Here is a 16,511-nt window from a genome sequence, read left to right on the forward strand (position 1 = left end):
ACCGCGAAGAACGGACCACGCAGCATCGGGAACGCCGGCGGGCGGGTTCGCCCGAGGCATGGGGGCAAGAGAGCCTCCCGGTCAGCGCGCTGGAGCCCGCTCGGCACGCTGGCGCAGCCCGAGACTCAGCCACAGGACTTCGGCGGCGAGGGCCGCGAGCATGGCCACCGCGGCCGCCGTGGCGCCGGGCATCTTTGCTCGGATCCCCGAGGCAGCAGCGCCCAGGAGGACGGTTGTTCCGAGCCATGTCGCAACATTGACCCGGCTCGTGCGACCTTCGCTGATCAGGAACCCCTGAACCGCGTTTTGAAGTGAGATGACCATCGGCACGATGGAGCAAAGGAGGACGACGGGCAAACCTCCTGCCAGAAGGGACGAGTCATGTCCGAGGAAGGCGCTCAGCAAGAGCCGCCCAGGCGACGTCACCGCGACGCCGAGCAGAAGCAGTGTACAGGGTACTCCGACGCTCAGCGCAAACCGAACCAGGAGGCCGTCCGACGCCTGGGCGCGGTTGCGGATGATGACTTGCTGGACCATGCGCGTCGTGTTCGCGATCAAGAGCACGAAGCCCCACGCGGCGGGCCAGGCAGCCAGCGCGACGGACGCATCTTCGGCGCGTGCCACGAGCGCTACGAGGATCGCGCGTCCGCCCCAGACCACGAGCATGGAGTTGGCGAGCGGCCAGTAGAACCGCCAGACGCCGGCGACATCCGTCGGGAGGTCGCGCGCGTCTGCGGTTTGCGGCGCGTGAGCTGTGCCGAGCTTCCTGGCCGCTACCGTCACGAGCAGCGCCTCGGAGATCACGCCCAGGATGAGCGCTGTGCCCGCGAGCCAGGCGCCTGGCATGCCGGTCGCGAACCCGACCGCGAGCACGGCGGCGACGACGGCGAGCCTCGCCAGGCCCGCCCGGCCCACCTGCCTGGCGTGGCCGGCGCGGATGAGCTGGCCTTGGAAATAGCGCCGCCACCCGATCGCGGCCGGCCAGAGGATCAAGAGGAGCAGGACGACCTGCGCACGTTCGCCGATTGCGCCGTCGAGGCGCAAGACATGCCGCCCCAAGAACGCGAAGGAGGGCGGCGACGCCAACAGCAAGAGGCAGCCCGTCAGGACCGCTAGGGCGATCATCATGAAGCGAAAGAGCGCCCTCCGGGACGCCACGGCAGCCGACAGCGCGTTCGAGGCGTGCAGGAGCATGATGATCGGACTCTCGAAGAACACTGCGAGCGACTTCGCCACACCGGCAGCTGCCAGGTTCACCTGGGCCTCCGGCAGGTGGGCGAGCGTCGTCGTGATGAGCGGTTCGCCGGCCGCCATCGTCACCTCGCTCAGCGACAGCGGGAGGAACTGCGCCCAGAGCGACCGAACCGTCATCTCCGTCGCCTCAGGCTCGCTCATGCTGCGCGTTCTCCATCATCTTCTCGCGGGACGCCGGTTCGAGCCTCCGGATCGCCGCCATGAGGACATCGTCCTCCAGGATCTCGATGCCCTGCGCGGCGAGCCATTCCCGGTTGTAGACGGTCTCCAGATATCGATCGCCGCGGTCAGGGTTGATGATCACGACCTCTTGGCGCCGCATGAAGGGCGCTGCGTAGGCCAGGCCAGCGGCCACGATCGCGCCGGTCGACGCTCCCAGGAGCAGGCCCTCCTTCTTGGCCAGCGCGTGACAGACGGAGAAGGCCATCTGGTCTGAAATAGAATACGCGGCATCCAGCGCCACCGGAGTGAAGTTGGGTGGAACGAAGGAGAGGCCCAGCCCGGTCATCTTGTACGGATGGCGCGGCGTTCCGAGGATGGCGGAGCCGGCCACGTCGACGCCGACGAGCTTGGTGCCAGCGTACCAGCGCTGGAAGAACTTCGCGACCCCAGCGAGCTGGCCGGCCGTGCTGATGCCCAGCACGATCACATCCGGCGGGCCGCTGAAGGCCTCCTCGATCTCGGGCGCCGTGTAGAGCGCATGAGCCTCAGGGTTCGAAGGATTGAGGTGCTGGCAAGGGTACCACGCGCCGGGGATCTCCATGGCGAGCTCGGCCGCCTTCCTCATGCGAGCCACCTGCATGGAACCGTGCGCATCCATTGCAGAGAGCGGTACGTCCATGAGCTCCGCGCCGTAGGCCTCCAGCATACGCCGCATGGGCGGGGCGGTCTTGGCATCAACGACGATGATCACGCGGTAGCCCCGGGCCGCCCCGACCATGGCGAGACCGATGCCGAAATTGCCCGAGCTCGACTCGACGATCGTTCCGCCGCGACGCAACAGCCCTCTCGCTTCAGCTTCCTTGATGAGGTACGCGGCGTTCTTCTCCTTGATGCTACCGCCGGGGTTGCACGACTCCAGCTTGAGGAACAGGTCGTGTCGCTCGCATACCTCCCCCATGCGGTTCAGGCGGACGAACGGGACATGGCCGATGGCCTCGCTCACGTCGCGGGCGAGCCGCGGTCTGCGCTCGCGAAGCCTGCGCTCGCGAAGCGCGAAGGCATGCGCTCGCGTGCCCTGCCTCCTCACCTCGCGCGCGATGCCCGGTGGCCTGGGCTCAGCGCGCTCGAACGCCGGCGCCGCCATCGACGGCGCTCGCGTCCTCTTGTTACGGGCGGTCGGGATCAAGGCACGGCCGTGATGCATGTTCGTCTTGTCCATTCGCTTGCTGCCTCTCATCCAGTCCCCTGCTGCTCTATTCGGTCGTGCAGCCGTGAACGCAACGCGCATGCCAGGCCGTTTCAGCGAATTTGCCCGCGAGTTTCGGTCCTCGATCTCTGCGGGTAACCGCATCGGTCATATGAATTGTAACCCTATCGGTTACATCCTTCGCGCCGCGGGCGGCGCAACGTGGAGACCGGCCGCCCGCGGCCACCCGTTGCGGAGGAGCTCATCAAGGCTCGCCATACAGCTTCGCCGCCCCTGCCATGTCGAGCCAGGTCAGCACGTAGTCTCCCCCGTTGGTGCCCTCGCACCGGCTCTCCGCGTTGTAGTGCATCACCGACGCCGGATCATAAGGCGTGAGCGCCCGCCAGCCGGGACGCTCGGTGCAGGCGCCGTTGCCCTCCGGCCGGGCGTGCTCGTGCCGGAAGCCGAGGACGTGCCCGAGCTCGTGCCGGAGGACCCCGGTCAGGGTCTTCGAGGCGGAGCGAGCGATGTTCTCCAGATCGATGAAGACCTGGTGATACCCCCGCGCGACCATGCTGGGAAGGAAAGCTCGCCCGTTGTACGTGGTGCCGCTGGCGGGGACGACCTCGAACAGCACGGGATGCTCCTCGGACTCGCAGGCCTCGTCCTGGTCGGGCTGGTAGACGAAGCGCACGGCGGCGGCGCTCGCCCAGCTGGACTCGGCCGACCGCGTCGCGGCGACCACCGCGTCATAATCGTCGCCGAAGCGCGGAGAGACGCAATACGTCAGGTTCATCTTCTGCTCGTCGCTCCAGCGGTCATCGCTCCCGTCGCTGCGCTTGTTGACGATGAGCGCCCCCGGCTGCTGGCGCACGGCGAAGAGCTCCTTCAGGGTCACGTCGTCGTGAACGCCGATGTCGCCGTCGACGAGATAAGCGCCGTCGTTCGGATCGCGCGGGAGGCTGGCCTTCCATTCATCGAAGCTCTGGTAAGTATCATCGACGGGCTCGCCCGCATCGGACGACGGGTCGGCGACGCAGCCCGCCGCGAGGACGGAGGAGGCGGACAACAGGAGGAGAGAACCTTGAATAGATGGAGGGATGAACATGGTGAGCTCCTTGCTCGGGCCGAGCCGGGCCAAAACCCCATGATTGCGCAAGGACTACGCGAGCGCCATACCAGGGCTTCAAGGCCGCCGGGAGGATGGAAGTCCCCGTGCCAGGTTCGATCGCCCCGATGGAGGAGCGAAGCGGCCGCCTCGTTGTGCCTTCCACGGTCACAGGCGATCGTCATACGGCATCAGTTTTCGTCGATCGGAGCGCCGCTCGGCGCTCCTGAGTTGTGACCTGTGGGGTCACGGCGCGGTGACCGCAGGGGTCACCGGGACGGCCGCAGCGCGCACCGCGGCGAATGCCGAGGCTGGCCGAGGTCCTCGCGCGTCCGATCAGATGTGCAGCGGGCCGAGCTCGAGGGTGGGCTGGGGAAACTACGGAATCATGAAAAGCTCGCGGGATGCATCAGGGATGCCACGCTCCGGAGGCCACTCCGATCCATCGAGGGTCGGCCGGGATCGGCTCGCCACGTGGACCTCGCCCATCATGCCGCGCGACGTGCTCGAGGATGTTGGCGAAAGCGGCGCACGCGCGTAATCCGCGGCCAACCCTACGGGCGATCACCCGGCCCCGGGATCTCGGGCCCTGGCAAGAGGACCTGAGAGCCCGCCATCAGCCACACGGCGATCGCGTGTTTCTCGGGGTTATACCAGAGCACGTCCAGCATACCGTCGAAGTTGAAGTCCCCGGACGTAGCGGGGCTCCAGCCGCTGCCGCTCGGCCCCGGGATCTCCGGCCCCGGAGCGAGGACCTGGGTCCCGTTCATCAGCCACACGACCATGGCGCTCTCGCCGGGGTTGCTCCAGAGCACGTCCGCCATGCGGTCGAAGTTGAAGTCCCCAGCGACGGTAGCCTTCCAGCCGCCGCCGCTCGGCCCGTGGAGCTCCGGCCCCGGAGCGAGGAGCCGGGTCCCGTCCATCAGCCACACGGCGATGGAGCTCTCGCCGGAGTTGAGCCAGAGCACGTCCGGCGTGCCGTCGGAGTTGAGGTCTCCAGTCGCGGTAGCCTTCCAGCCGCCGCCGCTCGGCCCGTGGAGCTCCGGCCCAGGCCAGAGGACCTGAGTTCCATTCATCAGCCAGACGGATATCGAGTTCCTCCCGGAGTTGTACCAGGGCACGTCCGGCAGGCCATCGCGGTTGAAGTCCGCCACGGAGATGGCGTTCCAGCCGTCGCCGCTCGGCCCCGGGAGCTCCGGCACGGGCCGGAGGACCTGGGTCCCGTTCATCAGCCACACGGCCAGCGAGCCCCTGTCGGAGTTGTTCCAGATCACATCCCGCAGGCCGTCACCGTTCATGTCACCTGGCTTGATGGGTCGCCAGCCGCTGCCGCTCAGCCCCGGCAGCTCCGGCCCGGGCCAGAAGACCTGGGTCCCGTTCATCAGCCATACGGCCAGTGAGCCGCTTGTGGTATCGACCCAGAGCACGTCGGTCATACCGTCGCCATTGAAGTCGCCTTGTAAGACCCGCCAGGCTCCGTCGCTCGCCCTCTGCCCCGCCACGCCAGGCGACGGGAGAGCGCGTCCGGCCGTATCGCGGTCCAGGTCGTTACCCGCACGAGAGACCGGGGGACGGATCGCCGCGAGCGCACCCGCGAGCATCATGAGTTTTACCAAGCAGCGTAGGCCGGCTCGTTCGGAGACAGCGGCACCCAGTGTCCGCTGCCGGGACCCCTCTGCGGGGTTGAGCACGTGAGCCCAAGACCGTCCCGATGGCACGAGTCGGGCGCCACGTCCTCCCCGTCGGCGGCAAATCTCATGGAGATGTGCGTGCCACGAGCACCGTGGGTGCATGGCGACCTGGCCCGAGCGATAGCCCATCAGCACGTTGGGATGCCAAGTCGATCAACCAAGTTGCATGGCAAGGCGCATGCCGGCGCACGGACGGCTCTCGTCCAGACTTCTTCGCTCCGAGGGGCCTGCCAGGGCCCGCAAGGCTCGGGTGCGACCCGTGGGATGTGTCAACAATCCCTCCTGGAAGGGCAGAGGCTCGCCCATGGGAGACAACGTGGGTTCAATCTAGCGGTTGTACGAGCACGCGAACAAACACGCCACACCTGCGGCATCTTGACCGCTCGAGGACGCTCTGCGTGGGCATGAGCTGGCCGATGGGACGCCCTTCCCGAGGGGGAAAGGGCGGCACCGCTTTCGCATCGGCGGTCAGGTCCACTGACACCGGAGGATGCCATGATTCCGAGTCTGCATTCACGACCGATCGAGCCCGACGGGGGGTGTGCCACGGCCCGTGAGCGCCGCGCTTCGTTGTCGTGTCCGTTGCACCGAGGCGCGCTCGAGGGGCGAAGGCAGAGCTCACGTCCAGACCGCCTGCTCGCCGCGCTCGTCCTCGCGGGAGCCTCTGTCCTCGTGAACGCGTGCGGCAAGTCGTCCTCGGACGAGCATGACGGTCATACGACGGGCGGTGGGGAAGCGGCCTCGGCCCCGTTCGATCGGCAGTTCATCGACATGATGACGCCCCATCACGAGGGCGCCGTGATGATGGCCATGACGGCCCAGGAGCGGGCCGAGCACGCGGAGCTCAAGGCGATGGCCGACGAGATCGTCTCCGCCCAGAACCAGGAAATCAGCCAGCTGAAGAGCTGGCGCGAGCAGTGGTATGGGAGCGGCGAGACGCCGCCCATGAACGAGATGCCCATGCTCCCCGGCATGGAGCACGACGCCACGATGGACATGGCGAGGGAGAGCGAGGAGCTGAAGACGGCGGAGCCGTTCGACAGGGCGTTCATCGACGCCATGATCCCGCACCACGAGATGGCGATCGACGCCGCCGAGATGGCCCAGCAGAAGGCCGAGCACGCCGAGATCAGGACGCTCGCCGCCGGCATCATCGAGGCACAGCAGAGGGAGATCGACCAGATGAAGGCGTGGCGAGCGGCGTGGTATCCGGAAGAGTAACGGCCGCGCCTGCCTTCCGGCGAGCCGGCGCCGGCGGCGCCTTCGGCATCGCAGGGGTGGCGCCCGGCCGAGGCGAGCCTCGACGAGGAGCAGCAGGTACGGCCACATCAAACATGGTGAAGTGACTGGATCGGTCACAACCGCCCGCTGAGCCCGACACCGGCTGCCGGGCGAGGGGCGCCATCTGCGCGCGTCGCGCAAGCCCTGCGCCGGCGCGCTGGCGGGATCGCCGGCGGCGACAGGCGGTGAGCGCGCGGCACGACGTGTGCTGTGGGCCCCGGCATGAAGTCGAGACTGCTCGCCGCCATGCTCGCGCTGGCGTCGCTCGGCGGCGCGCAGGCCGCGCAGGCGGAGGAAGCCGAGCTGACGGCGATCGTCGCCGACGTACTCGCCCGGAACCCATCGCTGCGCGCGGGCGCGCTGCGGCGGCGCGCGTTCCAGGACGAGGCCGCGGCGGCGGGGGCGTGGCCCGATCCCACGGTCAGCGTGATGCTCGATCGGGTCCCGATGGGCGAGGAGATGCCCATGATCCGGTACGAGCTCTCGCAGATGGTCCCCTGGCCCGGGAAGCTCGACCTGACGCGCCGGGCGGTGGAGCAGCAGGAGAACAGCGCCGCGGCGGAGCTCGCGGTCCGTCAGCGCCGCCCCGCGCGGCGCCCTGGCCGGTCTCAGGGCACGCTCTGGTGCCCCGCGCCGGCTGCCCCGCCCGGCCGCATCTGCGCGACCTGCTGACACGCGGCGGCGCAGCGACGGCACTCGTCGGCGCAGGCCTTCATCTGCGCGTCACCCGTGAACTTGTCACAGCTCTGGGCGCAGAGCTCGCAGACGCTCGCGCACGCGGCCGTGACCTGGTTGTGTTGCGGCGAGCCGCGCATCAGGAACGTCGCGGTCGTCTCGCAGATCTTGGCGCAATCCTGCAGGAGCTGAATGTGGGAAGGCTCCGCGTGCGAGCCTCCCATATGGAGGCAGTGCTGGATTGACTGGACGCAGATCGACTCGCAGCTCTGGGCGTGGCTGGCCGTGTTCACGAAAGCCGTGCTCAGAGTGAAACCCTTGTGGGCCATGTGTCCCTCCCTTGTTCCGATGATGCTTCTCGATGCCTCGTGAGCTCGCCTCGCGCGCGCACAGGACGAGCCCGACTGGCAGGGCGAGAGACTTGTCGAATTCACCAGGCTCGTCATGTCAGAGCGCTCCGCATTCGCGGCTCGGATGGCGGCTGAACCAGCGCCGACGCCGCGCGTGCGTCGTGTCATTCTGCTCGCCCATGCGTCTGGGCTGCTCACAGGGCGATGCTTGGAACAGATCTGGGCGGATGGGATTCGAGGGGGGCGATGGGATCGATGTGACCTGCACGGTCACTTTCATCTATCCGGCCGACCAGGCTGTCGCCATCCGCGGCCGGTGCGCTGGCGAGAGCACGCGGCTCGCACCAGTTGGAGAGGAGGGGCTTGTCAGGCTGACCGGTTCCGACGAGGTGCCGTGCGTCGCGCGGAGAGGCTTGTCGGGCTTACCGGTTCCGACGAGGCGCCGTGTGTCGCAGCGCGCCGCCAAGGCACGGCCGCGCGATGCCGCGCGGGCAGGGGAGCCAACGGCGTGGCTTGCTGGAAACCCCATCGGTCCCGCGCTCGCGCGGTCGCGTGCCGTGCTGCCCCTTGAAACTGAACCGTCTGGACGGTACAGTAACGACATGCCGCGGATCAGCCAGCGCGACCGCATCCTTGCCGCCGCCGCCGTCGTCGTTCGCCGTGACGGCAGCGACGCCATGACCTTCGATGCCGTCGCGGCCGAGGCCGGGGTGAGCAAGGGTGGGCTGCTCTATCACTTCGCTTCGAAGGAGGCGCTCGTCGGGGGCCTTGTGGAGGTGCTCGTCGCCGGCTTCGACCGCCGGCTCGCGCAGCTCGAGGACGGCAAACCGGGCTCTTTCGCGCGCGCCTACCTGCACGCCACCGTCGAGGGCGACGTGCCCGACCGGACAAGCGCCGCGCTGCTCGCGGCCGTCGCGCTCGCGCCCCACCTGCTGGAGCCGCTGCGCGAGCGCTACCGTGCGTGGGCGGAGCGGCTCGCGCGCGACGGCATCTGTCCCATCGACGCGCTGGTCGTCCGGCTCGCCGTCGACGGCCTCTGGATGGCGGAGCTGCTCGGGCTGGACCCGCTGCCACCCGAGCGACGGATCGAGGTCATCCGCCGCCTGCAGCAGCTGACCGAGGGGAGCGCTCCGTGACGCCGTCCTCTCGCTGCAAGGCGGTCCTGCGCGCGCTCGCCTGGGGCGCGGTGATCGGCTCGTTTCCGGTCTGGTTCTCGGCGTTCCTTGTCGTGCCCTTCCTCCCGCTCTCGGTCGGGGGGCGCGCCGCCCTCGCCGCCGGGCTCATCGGGGCCGGCGAGGTCATGTTCTGGGGGGCGGGGCTGGTCCTCGGCGCCGAGGCGCTCGCGCGCTTTCGGCCTCCGAAGGTCAATACCGGCCGGAGCTTCCGCGACAAGCGGGTCGCGGTGGTCGGGGCCACGGGCGGGCTGGGCGAGGCTGTCGTGCGCGCCCTGGTGAGGGAGGGCGCGGAGGTCGTCCTCGTCGCGCGCGACGGCGCGCGCCTCGCTCGGCTCGCGGAGACGTACGGCGCGGCCCACCACACGGCCGCGCTCGCGGCGCCGCAGCTGCGCGACGTGGCGGCGCGCGTGGGGCCGGTCGACCACGTGGTGTGCGCGACCGGCGTCGACGTGCGCAAGGGGCTCGACACGCACACCGACCAGGAGATCGAAGCGGAGCTGGCCGTCGATCTCGCGGGGCCGATCCATGTGGCGCGCGCCTTCCTGCCGCGCTTGCGCCCAGGGGGCGTGATCGCCCTCTTCGGTGGCTTCGGTGACGGGACCCTCGCGCTGCCGTATTACTCGGTCGACGTGGCCGCGCGGGCCGGGCTGGCGGGCTTCTGCAGCGCGGTGAACCGCGAGCTTGCCGTCGAGGGGCGGGCCGAGCGCCTCTGTTATGTCGGCCCGGCGCCGGCGGACACAGCCGCCGAGCGCCCCTTTGCAGATCTCTGGCGCCGCGCGGGGAGCACGCTCGCGCCGCCGGAGAAGGTCGCCGACTTCGTGCTGGCCGCCCTGCTCGCGAGGAGGACGAGGGCCGTGATGGGCGCGTCCACGCGGATCTTGCTGCTGCTGCAGGCGTTCGCCCCGCCCCTGGTCGATCTCGTCATCACCCGGCGCATCGGGCCGCACTTGCGGCACGCGTTCGGGGCGTCGGGGCGAGCGAGCGACTGAGCGCCGCGCCACCGGCGCTTCGGCGCTCCAGCCTCTCCACCGAGAAATGCACCGCCAGGGACGCCAAGAGTCTGTCCTCATGAGTGGGGGCGCGCTTGGCGGTTCGAAATTCTGGTCCTTTCAGGCAGTATCAACCCGCCTGTCGCTCTAAAACCACGTCTCCCAGCGGCCGCTGTCGATCTCGGCCGCGTGCACCGTCGCGGAGATGCGGTCGCGGTCGCCCGGGAACGGCTGTATCTGGTGCAGGCGGTAGCTGTCGATGACCAGCGCTCCGCCAGGGCTGTAGCCGGCGACGAGGCTCCGCGCGGAGAGCGCCTCGTCGCCGGGGTCGTCTCGCCCATCGTAGAGGACATCCCACAGCTTGAGCCCCCCGTCCGCGTCGGGGAGCTCCAGCATCACGACGACGGTGATCGCGCGGAGCCGGCGGGCAAGGTGGTAGTCGGAGAGCCCCTCCGTGTCGAAGTGCACGACGCCGCCTTCACGCGCGACCTTCTCCCCCGCGGGGAAGATGTGGACGCCTGGCCCGCAGAAGCCGCGCCGGGGCTGCGCGAGCCCGCCGGTGAGCGCAGCGACGAGCTCGCGCATCCGGCGCTGGAGCCCGGGGAGGTGGCGCTCGACGCGGGCGTCGGAGGCCGCCGCGTCGGCGAAATAGACCCGGGAGCGCCCCTGCTCCAGGTGCGTGTAGAAGGCGCGCCCGAGCGAGAACTGCTCGCGTCCGAAGTCGGCAGTCCACTCGGCGCGGGCCGCGCGGACCCCGGCGACGAGCGCGGCGCGCTCCGCCTCGGAGAACACGCGCGGGACCTCGAGCGCGAAGTGGCGATCGAGCGCGTCGACCGGTCGGGGCGTCGCGCGCGGGGACGCGGGAGAGGGAGAGGTGGAGGACGAGGCGGGAGGGGGATCGAGCCGCAGTACGGAGGCGCGGCGCGCGGTCGGCATGGCCAAACCACCGTTAGCACCGCGCGAGGCGGCCAGCCAAGCAGCGGCGCGCCGGCCGCAGGCAGCGACGCGCCGGCCGCGCGGCGAGGCCCGGAACCCCAGCGGTTTTTCCCGCGCGAGCCCCCAGATCCGGGTTAGAGTGCCGCCGCGGGGAGCACCTTTTTGCGAGCGAGGACAGCGATGGTGTCGGGCAGGCGAGGGGAGAAGCGGCAGGAGCAGCAGGCGTTTGCGCTCAAGGGCACGATGCCCGCCATCACGATGCTCTGTCTCAAGACGGCGGATGTTTCGGCGGTCGCGCGTCAGCTCGCCGACCACATCTCGCAGATGCCGCACTTCTTCCTGCACCTGCCGATCCTGCTCGACCTCGCGGAGCTCGGCGACGAGCCCGTCGACCTCGGCTCCCTCGCGGGGCTGCTGAGGAAGCACAACCTCGTGCCCATCGCCGTGCGCAACCCGACGGACGCCCAGCGCGAGTGGGCCGTCGCCGCCGGCCTCGGCGTGCTGCGGACGCCGCTCACGCGCTCGTCGCGCCAGGCTGGGCCAGCCGAGGGGAGCACCCCGACGCCGGGGCCCGTGGCGGTAGGGCCCGCGCCGGACCGCGGCGCGCCAGGGGCCGCCGCGACGGAGCGCGGCGCGGCGGGGCCCGCCCGGCGCCCCAGGGACGCCGCGCCGCCGCCGGACGCGGCCGGGGAGCCGCCGCCGGCGGGGCTCACCGTGCGGCAGCCGGTGCGCAGCGGGCAGGTCATCTACGTGCCGCACGGCGACCTCGTGGTCCTCTCGCCGGTCAGCTCGGGCGCGGAGCTCATCGCGAACGACAACATCCATGTCTATGCGCCGCTCCGCGGCCGCGCCATGGCCGGCGCCCACAACAACGCGGACGCGAGCATCTTCTGCATGAGCCTAGAGGCGGAGTTCGTCTCCATCGCCGGCCGCTACCTCATGGCCGACGAGATCCCCGACGAGCACCGCGGCAAGCCCGCCCGCATCTCCGTGCAGAACGACGGGCTCGTGGTCACGCGGCTATAGGGGGCGTCATCGCGGCCGGAGCTCGGTCAGGACGAGGAGGTACTCCGGCGGGTTGTTCGGCGTCAGCTTCGCGTACGGGTTCTCCATCGTCGGGAAGCCGGTGAACCGCTTCGTGCTGTATTCGCCCCACGACGGGTTGTTGAAGAGCGGGATCACCGGAGCGGCCTGGACGAAGATCATCTGCAGCCCGTCCAGGATGCGCTTCTGATCGGCAGGGGCCGTCGCGGACTCGAACGCGTGGAACAGCACGTCGGCCTCCCTGGCGCCGAAACGGTGCCAGTTGCGCGGCGCCACCTCGCCGAGCGGCTTCACGAGATCTGCGCTCATCAGATCGCGGTAGAAATTGTACGGCGTTGGCTCGACGCTGGTCCAGCCCATCGACAGATCGAACAGGCCCTTCTGCAGCGCCGCGTAAAACGCGCTGAAGTCGTAGGTCTTCATCGACGCGGCGATGCCCACGCTCTCCAGGTTCTGCGTGATGATCTGGACCGCGCGGACCCAGTCGGACCAGCCGCTGACGACGTTGATCTCGAAGTGCATCGGCTTGCCGAGCCTCGTCCGGATCCCGTCCGCGCCCCTCGGATAGCCCGCCTCGTCGAGGATCTGGTTCGCCCGCTGCGGATCGAACTTCACCCAGTCGCCGGCCTCCACCGCCTTCTCGCTGCGAAACCGCTCGTAGGAGTCGTCCAGCCCCGTCGCGTCCGCGCCATGGGTATAGTTGTCCGCGGCGAGCTTGACGATCTGGTCGCGGTCGATCGCCATGCTGATGGCCTTGCGCACGCGCACGTCGTCGAACGGCTTCTTCGTGGCGTTCGGGTACAGCGTGGCGGTGCCCCCGACGAGCGGGAACCAGTAATGATGATTGGCCGGATCCTTGGCGACGAAGACCCGCTCGATGTCCGGCACGAACGCGCCCGCCCAGTCGATCTCGCCGTTGACGAGCGCCAGGGTGACCTGGTCGTTGCTCGGATACGCCGGGAAGCGCAGCCCGTCGACCGCCGGCTTGCCCTCCTGCCAGTAGCGCGGGTTCTTGCCGAGCTCGTACACCTGGTTCTGGAAGACCTTCACCTCGGTGAAGGGCCCTGTCGCCACGGGGTTCTCGTTCGCGAACGCGACCGGATCGACGACGTCCTTCCACACGTGCTCCGGAACGATCGGCTGGTGGCCGATGTAGCTGAGCCCGGGGACATAGGGCCGCCGCAGCGTGAACTCGACGGTGGTGTCGTCGATCGCCGTCACGGCGCCGAGGAACCTCCACACCCCGGCGAGATCGAGCGCCGCGTGCTTCTTGAGGAGCGCGAACGTGAACGCGACGTCCCTCGCCGTGAACGCCTGTCCGTCCGACCACTTGACGCCGGAGCGCGTCGTGAAGGTGAGCTTCTTGTTCGCGTCGCTCCACGCGTAGCTCGTCGCGAGCCACGGCGTGTAATCGCTCCGCATCGTGTTGTAGACGAGCATCGGCTCGTAGATGCCGGCGACCGTCGGGAAGCGCGCGCTCCCCTCGGGGAGCAGGGGGTTGAAGTTGCGCACCCAGGTGGCCTGCTGCTCCCTCGCGATCGTGACCACCGCGGCCCGCTTCGGCGGGGGCTGCTGCGCGGAGGCGGCCGCCGCCTCCTGCGCCGACCCCCCAGGCGCCGCCGCCCGCTCCGGATCGGCGGACGGGTTCTCGCTGCCATTCTTCGAACGACAGCCCGCCGCGGCGCAGGTGGACAGCAGCAGCGCCGACAGGACGAACGCGCGGCGCGGCATGGTTCGACTCATCCCAGACATCCACCTCTCCACGCGGGCGATCTCGACCCCCCCGCGACGCTCCGTTCCCGTGACCACTCCAGCGACGACGCCCGGCCCCCGCCGAGGCACCCATGCACGACGCTCGCCCCCGTGAACCATCGGGCCAGGTATCGCCGCGCTCGCACTCTATCGGCGCATGTGAGCACATGTCAACTTGACCCGCTCGCTCGCGATTTCTGGATCTCCTCGCGCCCTCCCGCGAAACTGGCGGCGGCTCGGGGCCCCGACCGGGCGCACAGGAGGCTCCGCCGCGCGGAGCCCCTTCCAAGGAGCCGACCGTGACCACCCCCGTCTCGCGAACCTTCGTCGACCTGAGCCACACCGTCGAGCACGGCATGACGACGTACAAGGGCGTGCCGGCGCCCGTCGTCTGCGATTTCCTCTCGCGCGAGCAGTCCCGCGGCGTTTACGCGGAAGGCGTCGAGTTCCACATCGGCCGAATCGACATGGTCGCCAACACGGGCACCTACGTGGACAGCCCGTTTCATCGCTATGCGAACGGCAAGGATCTCGCCGGCTTGCCGCTCGAATCGCTGGCCGATCTGGAGAGCGTGGTGGTCGAGGCGCGGGGCCGGTCCGGCAGCGCGATCGACGCCGACGCCTTCGACGGGCTCGATCTCGCCGGGAAGGCCGTCCTCGTGCGCACGGGCTGGAGCGCTCACTGGCGCACAGACCGCTATTTCGAAGGACACCCGTACCTCACGCGGGACGCGGCGCGGCTCCTGGCCGGCGCAGGCGCCGTGTTCGTGGGCGTCGACACCTACAATATCGACGACACGGCCGATCCCGCGCGGCCAGTCCACTCCCTCCTGCTCGGAGCGGACATCCCGATCTGCGAGCACATGACCGGGCTCGATCAGCTCCCCGCCGCCGGAGCCCGCCTCTTCGCCGTCCCGGTGAAGGTCCGCGCCTTCGGCACGTTCCCGGTCCGGGCGTTCGCCATCGTATGAGCCGCGCAGGCCGCTCGGTGGAAGCTCGGTGAGTCGCGGGCTTCCCGGGGCGGCGGCGCGGCGCCGCGGTGTCCGCAGCCGGCTCAGCCTCCGTCGAGCGGGAAGAGCTGCAGGTTCACGGCGACGACGCGCTCGGGCGGCCGCGACTCCGCGATCACGGCGCGCATGTTCTGGAAATAGCTCACGTGGAGCTCGGAGAGCTTCTCGAGATCGGCCGCGGAGACCGTGAAGACGTTGAACGAGAAGCGCCCCTCGGCCTTGCGCGTGAGCCGCGCCAGCCCGACGCCGGCCCAGAAGCACTTGAGCCGGTGCTCCGCGTCCGGATCCGGGCGCGTGTCCACCGTCCGGATCGGCGCGACGATCCACCGCCCGCGGCTCCTCCGGATCTGGCCGGCCTCCGCGAGCCGATCCAGGCAGCGCGCCTCGTCCTCGACGGGGAACCCGAGCCGCCGCGCGATCCACCCCGGCTCGTGGCGCGGCAGCGCCCGGTAGGCCGGCAGCTCCAGCGCGAGCAGGACGGCGGGGAGCAGCGGCTCCTCGTAGACGGCGCGGCGCTGGGCCTCGAGCGTGCGCCACGCCGCGCTCGCCGCCGAGAGCGCCGCCGGGTCGGCGAAGAGCGCCACGAAATCGAGCAGGCGCAGCGAGCAGGCCTCGACCATCCGCAGGAAGTCGGGCAGCCGCGGCTCGGCCTCGCCCGAGAGCCAGCGCGCGACCGCGTAGCGGCTCCTGCCCGCGCGCCGCGCCACGTCGACGATGGGCGACATGGAGCGCATCTCCGAGAGGAGCGCCGCGACGCCCTCGGCCGACGCTGGATCGGCGCGCGCGAGCCACGCGGGCAGCGACGGGAAGAAGCGCCTCACCGCCGCCGCGACGTCGACCCCCGCGCGCCGCGCGGCGACGAGGAAGGTGGCCGCGGTCGGCCAGCGCCTTCCGGACTCCCACGTGTAGACGACGTTGGTGCGGAAGCCGAGCCGGCGGCTGAAGGCCAGCTGCGAGCGCCGGCCGCGCAGGGCGCGGATCAGCTCTTTTGCAAGGGATTCATGGTCCACATACCGCAGATTCGCACATGTGGAGGCCAGTTTGCCCTATGGAATGTGCGAAGCTGACCTGGCGTCGCGCCGACTGCGAACGCAAGGTACGCCGCAGGAGGTCGTGAACATGCGCGAGCAGCGTTGGCTTTCTTGGGTGATTGTGGCGGCGACGAGCGTCGGGCTCTTCGGCTGCGTCGACGAAGTAGATCGAGGTCCATCGGACAACAGGCCACAGGGCGGCCAGATCGGGGGGGTCTTCCGGGGGTGCGATGAGGAGGCGGAGGACATCGGCGCCGACGACGTCTCGCCGCTGGGCTTCTCGGCGCGGGACGTCGCCTCCGCCGTCTCCGGCGAGCGCTCTGTCCCGCTCATGTGGAGGGGAGATGAAAGCGCGACAGCGACATTCTCCGTGGGCGAGCTCGTCGCCGCGCGTCTCGTGCGATCCACGGAGCCCGATCTGGGCGAATCGAGCGGCAGCGAGGCGCTGCACACCTCGCCTTGCTCCGATTACGTCCAGGTGGATGTTCCACTGCGCTTCTCGACCGAGGACGGGGTGTTCGACGAGTCGCTCGTGGTCAAGCTCCGCGCCTATCAGCCCGACGTTGCCGACTTCGTGCACTGGTTCGACCTCGCCGCGCTCCAGGGCTCGTACGAGGTCACCGGGATCGATCCCGCGGAGTTCCGGGAGGTCAGGGTCTTCCTGTACGGCAAGCTGAGCCCCGGCGCGATCGACGGCTCGATCGGCGGGAGGGGCGACGGCTACCCGATCGGCGGCAGACCGGAAGGCTCGGTCTACTCGGACTACACGGAGCTGTTCGACGTGGCAGAGTTCTGAGCGCGAAGCCACGGTCGCGGGCAGCCATCTGCGGTGGAGCATGGCTGTCCCTGAGGATGTGCAGCAGGTGA

15 protein-coding genes are annotated in these 16,511 nt (G+C 69.8%); 7 read left to right on the plus strand and 8 right to left on the minus strand.

Annotation, left to right across the window (positions count from 1 at the left end; genetic code table 11):
• Positions 1–81: 81 nt before the first annotated feature.
• From WMF39_RS18620 to WMF39_RS18635, 4 genes are all read right to left on the minus strand, one after another.
• Positions 82–1,395, minus strand: coding sequence for a hypothetical protein (locus WMF39_RS18620; protein ID WP_437746831.1), 1,314 nt, complete (start codon positions 1,393–1,395; stop codon positions 82–84).
• A complete protein-coding gene (locus WMF39_RS18625) occupies positions 1,382–2,419 on the minus strand; it encodes a cysteine synthase family protein (RefSeq protein WP_437746832.1) in 1,038 nt (345 codons plus the stop codon). The genes WMF39_RS18620 and WMF39_RS18625 overlap by 14 nt, the downstream gene beginning before the upstream one ends.
• Positions 2,420–2,867: 448 nt before the next feature.
• On the minus strand, positions 2,868–3,671 hold the full coding sequence (locus WMF39_RS18630) for a hypothetical protein (protein WP_437746833.1): 804 nt from the start codon (positions 3,669–3,671) through the stop codon (positions 2,868–2,870).
• Between the two features lie 593 nt (positions 3,672–4,264).
• Positions 4,265–5,530: an FG-GAP repeat domain-containing protein gene (locus WMF39_RS18635; protein ID WP_437746834.1), complete on the minus strand. Its 1,266-nt coding sequence runs from the start codon at positions 5,528–5,530 to the stop codon at positions 4,265–4,267.
• A gap of 453 nt (positions 5,531–5,983) precedes the next feature.
• Here WMF39_RS18635 and WMF39_RS18640 point away from each other — a divergent pair, with 453 nt between their 5' ends.
• Together WMF39_RS18640 and WMF39_RS18645 are read left to right on the plus strand one after the other, a co-directional pair.
• Positions 5,984–6,622 carry a DUF305 domain-containing protein gene (locus tag WMF39_RS18640; RefSeq protein ID WP_437746835.1) on the plus strand — a complete coding sequence of 213 codons (639 nt, stop codon included), beginning with the start codon at positions 5,984–5,986 and terminating at the stop codon, positions 6,620–6,622.
• Positions 6,623–6,904: 282 nt separating this feature from the next.
• On the plus strand, positions 6,905–7,354 hold the full coding sequence (locus tag WMF39_RS18645; protein ID WP_437746836.1) for a hypothetical protein: 450 nt from the start codon (positions 6,905–6,907) through the stop codon (positions 7,352–7,354).
• Here the strand turns inward: WMF39_RS18645 and WMF39_RS18650 are convergent.
• On the minus strand, positions 7,291–7,686 hold the full coding sequence (locus WMF39_RS18650; RefSeq protein WP_437746837.1) for a four-helix bundle copper-binding protein: 396 nt from the start codon (positions 7,684–7,686) through the stop codon (positions 7,291–7,293). The two genes, WMF39_RS18645 and WMF39_RS18650, sit on opposite strands and share 64 nt — an antisense overlap.
• A 467-nt stretch (positions 7,687–8,153) precedes the next feature.
• On the opposite strand from WMF39_RS18650, the gene WMF39_RS18655 reads away from it, so the two are divergent.
• Positions 8,154–8,843 carry a TetR/AcrR family transcriptional regulator gene (locus WMF39_RS18655; protein WP_437746838.1) on the plus strand — a complete coding sequence of 230 codons (690 nt, stop codon included), beginning with the start codon at positions 8,154–8,156 and terminating at the stop codon, positions 8,841–8,843.
• On the plus strand, positions 8,840–9,871 hold the full coding sequence (locus WMF39_RS18660) for an SDR family NAD(P)-dependent oxidoreductase (protein ID WP_437746839.1): 1,032 nt from the start codon (positions 8,840–8,842) through the stop codon (positions 9,869–9,871). The genes WMF39_RS18655 and WMF39_RS18660 overlap by 4 nt, the downstream gene beginning before the upstream one ends.
• A 147-nt stretch (positions 9,872–10,018) precedes the next feature.
• On the opposite strand, the gene WMF39_RS18665 is transcribed toward WMF39_RS18660, so the two are convergent.
• Entirely contained in the window at positions 10,019–10,807 is a 789-nt protein-coding gene (locus tag WMF39_RS18665) for a hypothetical protein (RefSeq protein WP_437746840.1), read from the minus strand.
• A 180-nt stretch (positions 10,808–10,987) separates the two neighbouring features.
• Here WMF39_RS18665 and minC point away from each other — a divergent pair, with 180 nt between their 5' ends.
• On the plus strand, positions 10,988–11,833 hold the full coding sequence (gene minC, locus WMF39_RS18670; RefSeq protein WP_437746841.1) for a septum site-determining protein MinC: 846 nt from the start codon (positions 10,988–10,990) through the stop codon (positions 11,831–11,833).
• 6 nt (positions 11,834–11,839) lie between these two features.
• On the opposite strand, the gene WMF39_RS18675 is transcribed toward minC, so the two are convergent.
• Positions 11,840–13,582 carry an ABC transporter substrate-binding protein gene (locus WMF39_RS18675; protein WP_437747997.1) on the minus strand — a complete coding sequence of 581 codons (1,743 nt, stop codon included), beginning with the start codon at positions 13,580–13,582 and terminating at the stop codon, positions 11,840–11,842.
• 320 nt (positions 13,583–13,902) lie between these two features.
• Between WMF39_RS18675 and WMF39_RS18680 the strand changes: the two genes are divergently transcribed.
• Positions 13,903–14,574 carry a cyclase family protein gene (locus WMF39_RS18680; RefSeq protein WP_437746842.1) on the plus strand — a complete coding sequence of 224 codons (672 nt, stop codon included), beginning with the start codon at positions 13,903–13,905 and terminating at the stop codon, positions 14,572–14,574.
• 83 nt (positions 14,575–14,657) lie between these two features.
• On the opposite strand, the gene WMF39_RS18685 is transcribed toward WMF39_RS18680, so the two are convergent.
• The gene (locus WMF39_RS18685) at positions 14,658–15,623 is read right to left on the minus strand and encodes a DUF4423 domain-containing protein (RefSeq protein WP_437746843.1); all 966 of its coding nucleotides are present in this window, start codon (positions 15,621–15,623) and stop codon (positions 14,658–14,660) included.
• 109 nt (positions 15,624–15,732) lie between these two features.
• On the opposite strand from WMF39_RS18685, the gene WMF39_RS18690 reads away from it, so the two are divergent.
• Positions 15,733–16,440 (plus strand): hypothetical protein, encoded by a 708-nt coding sequence (locus WMF39_RS18690; RefSeq protein ID WP_437746844.1) that lies wholly within the window; start codon positions 15,733–15,735, stop codon positions 16,438–16,440.
• The last annotated feature ends 71 nt before the right edge of the window (positions 16,441–16,511 follow it).

It is taken from the genome of Sorangium sp. So ce1504 (genome assembly GCF_051521635.1).
Classification (GTDB): domain Bacteria; phylum Myxococcota_A; class Polyangia; order Polyangiales; family Polyangiaceae; genus Sorangium; species Sorangium cellulosum_B.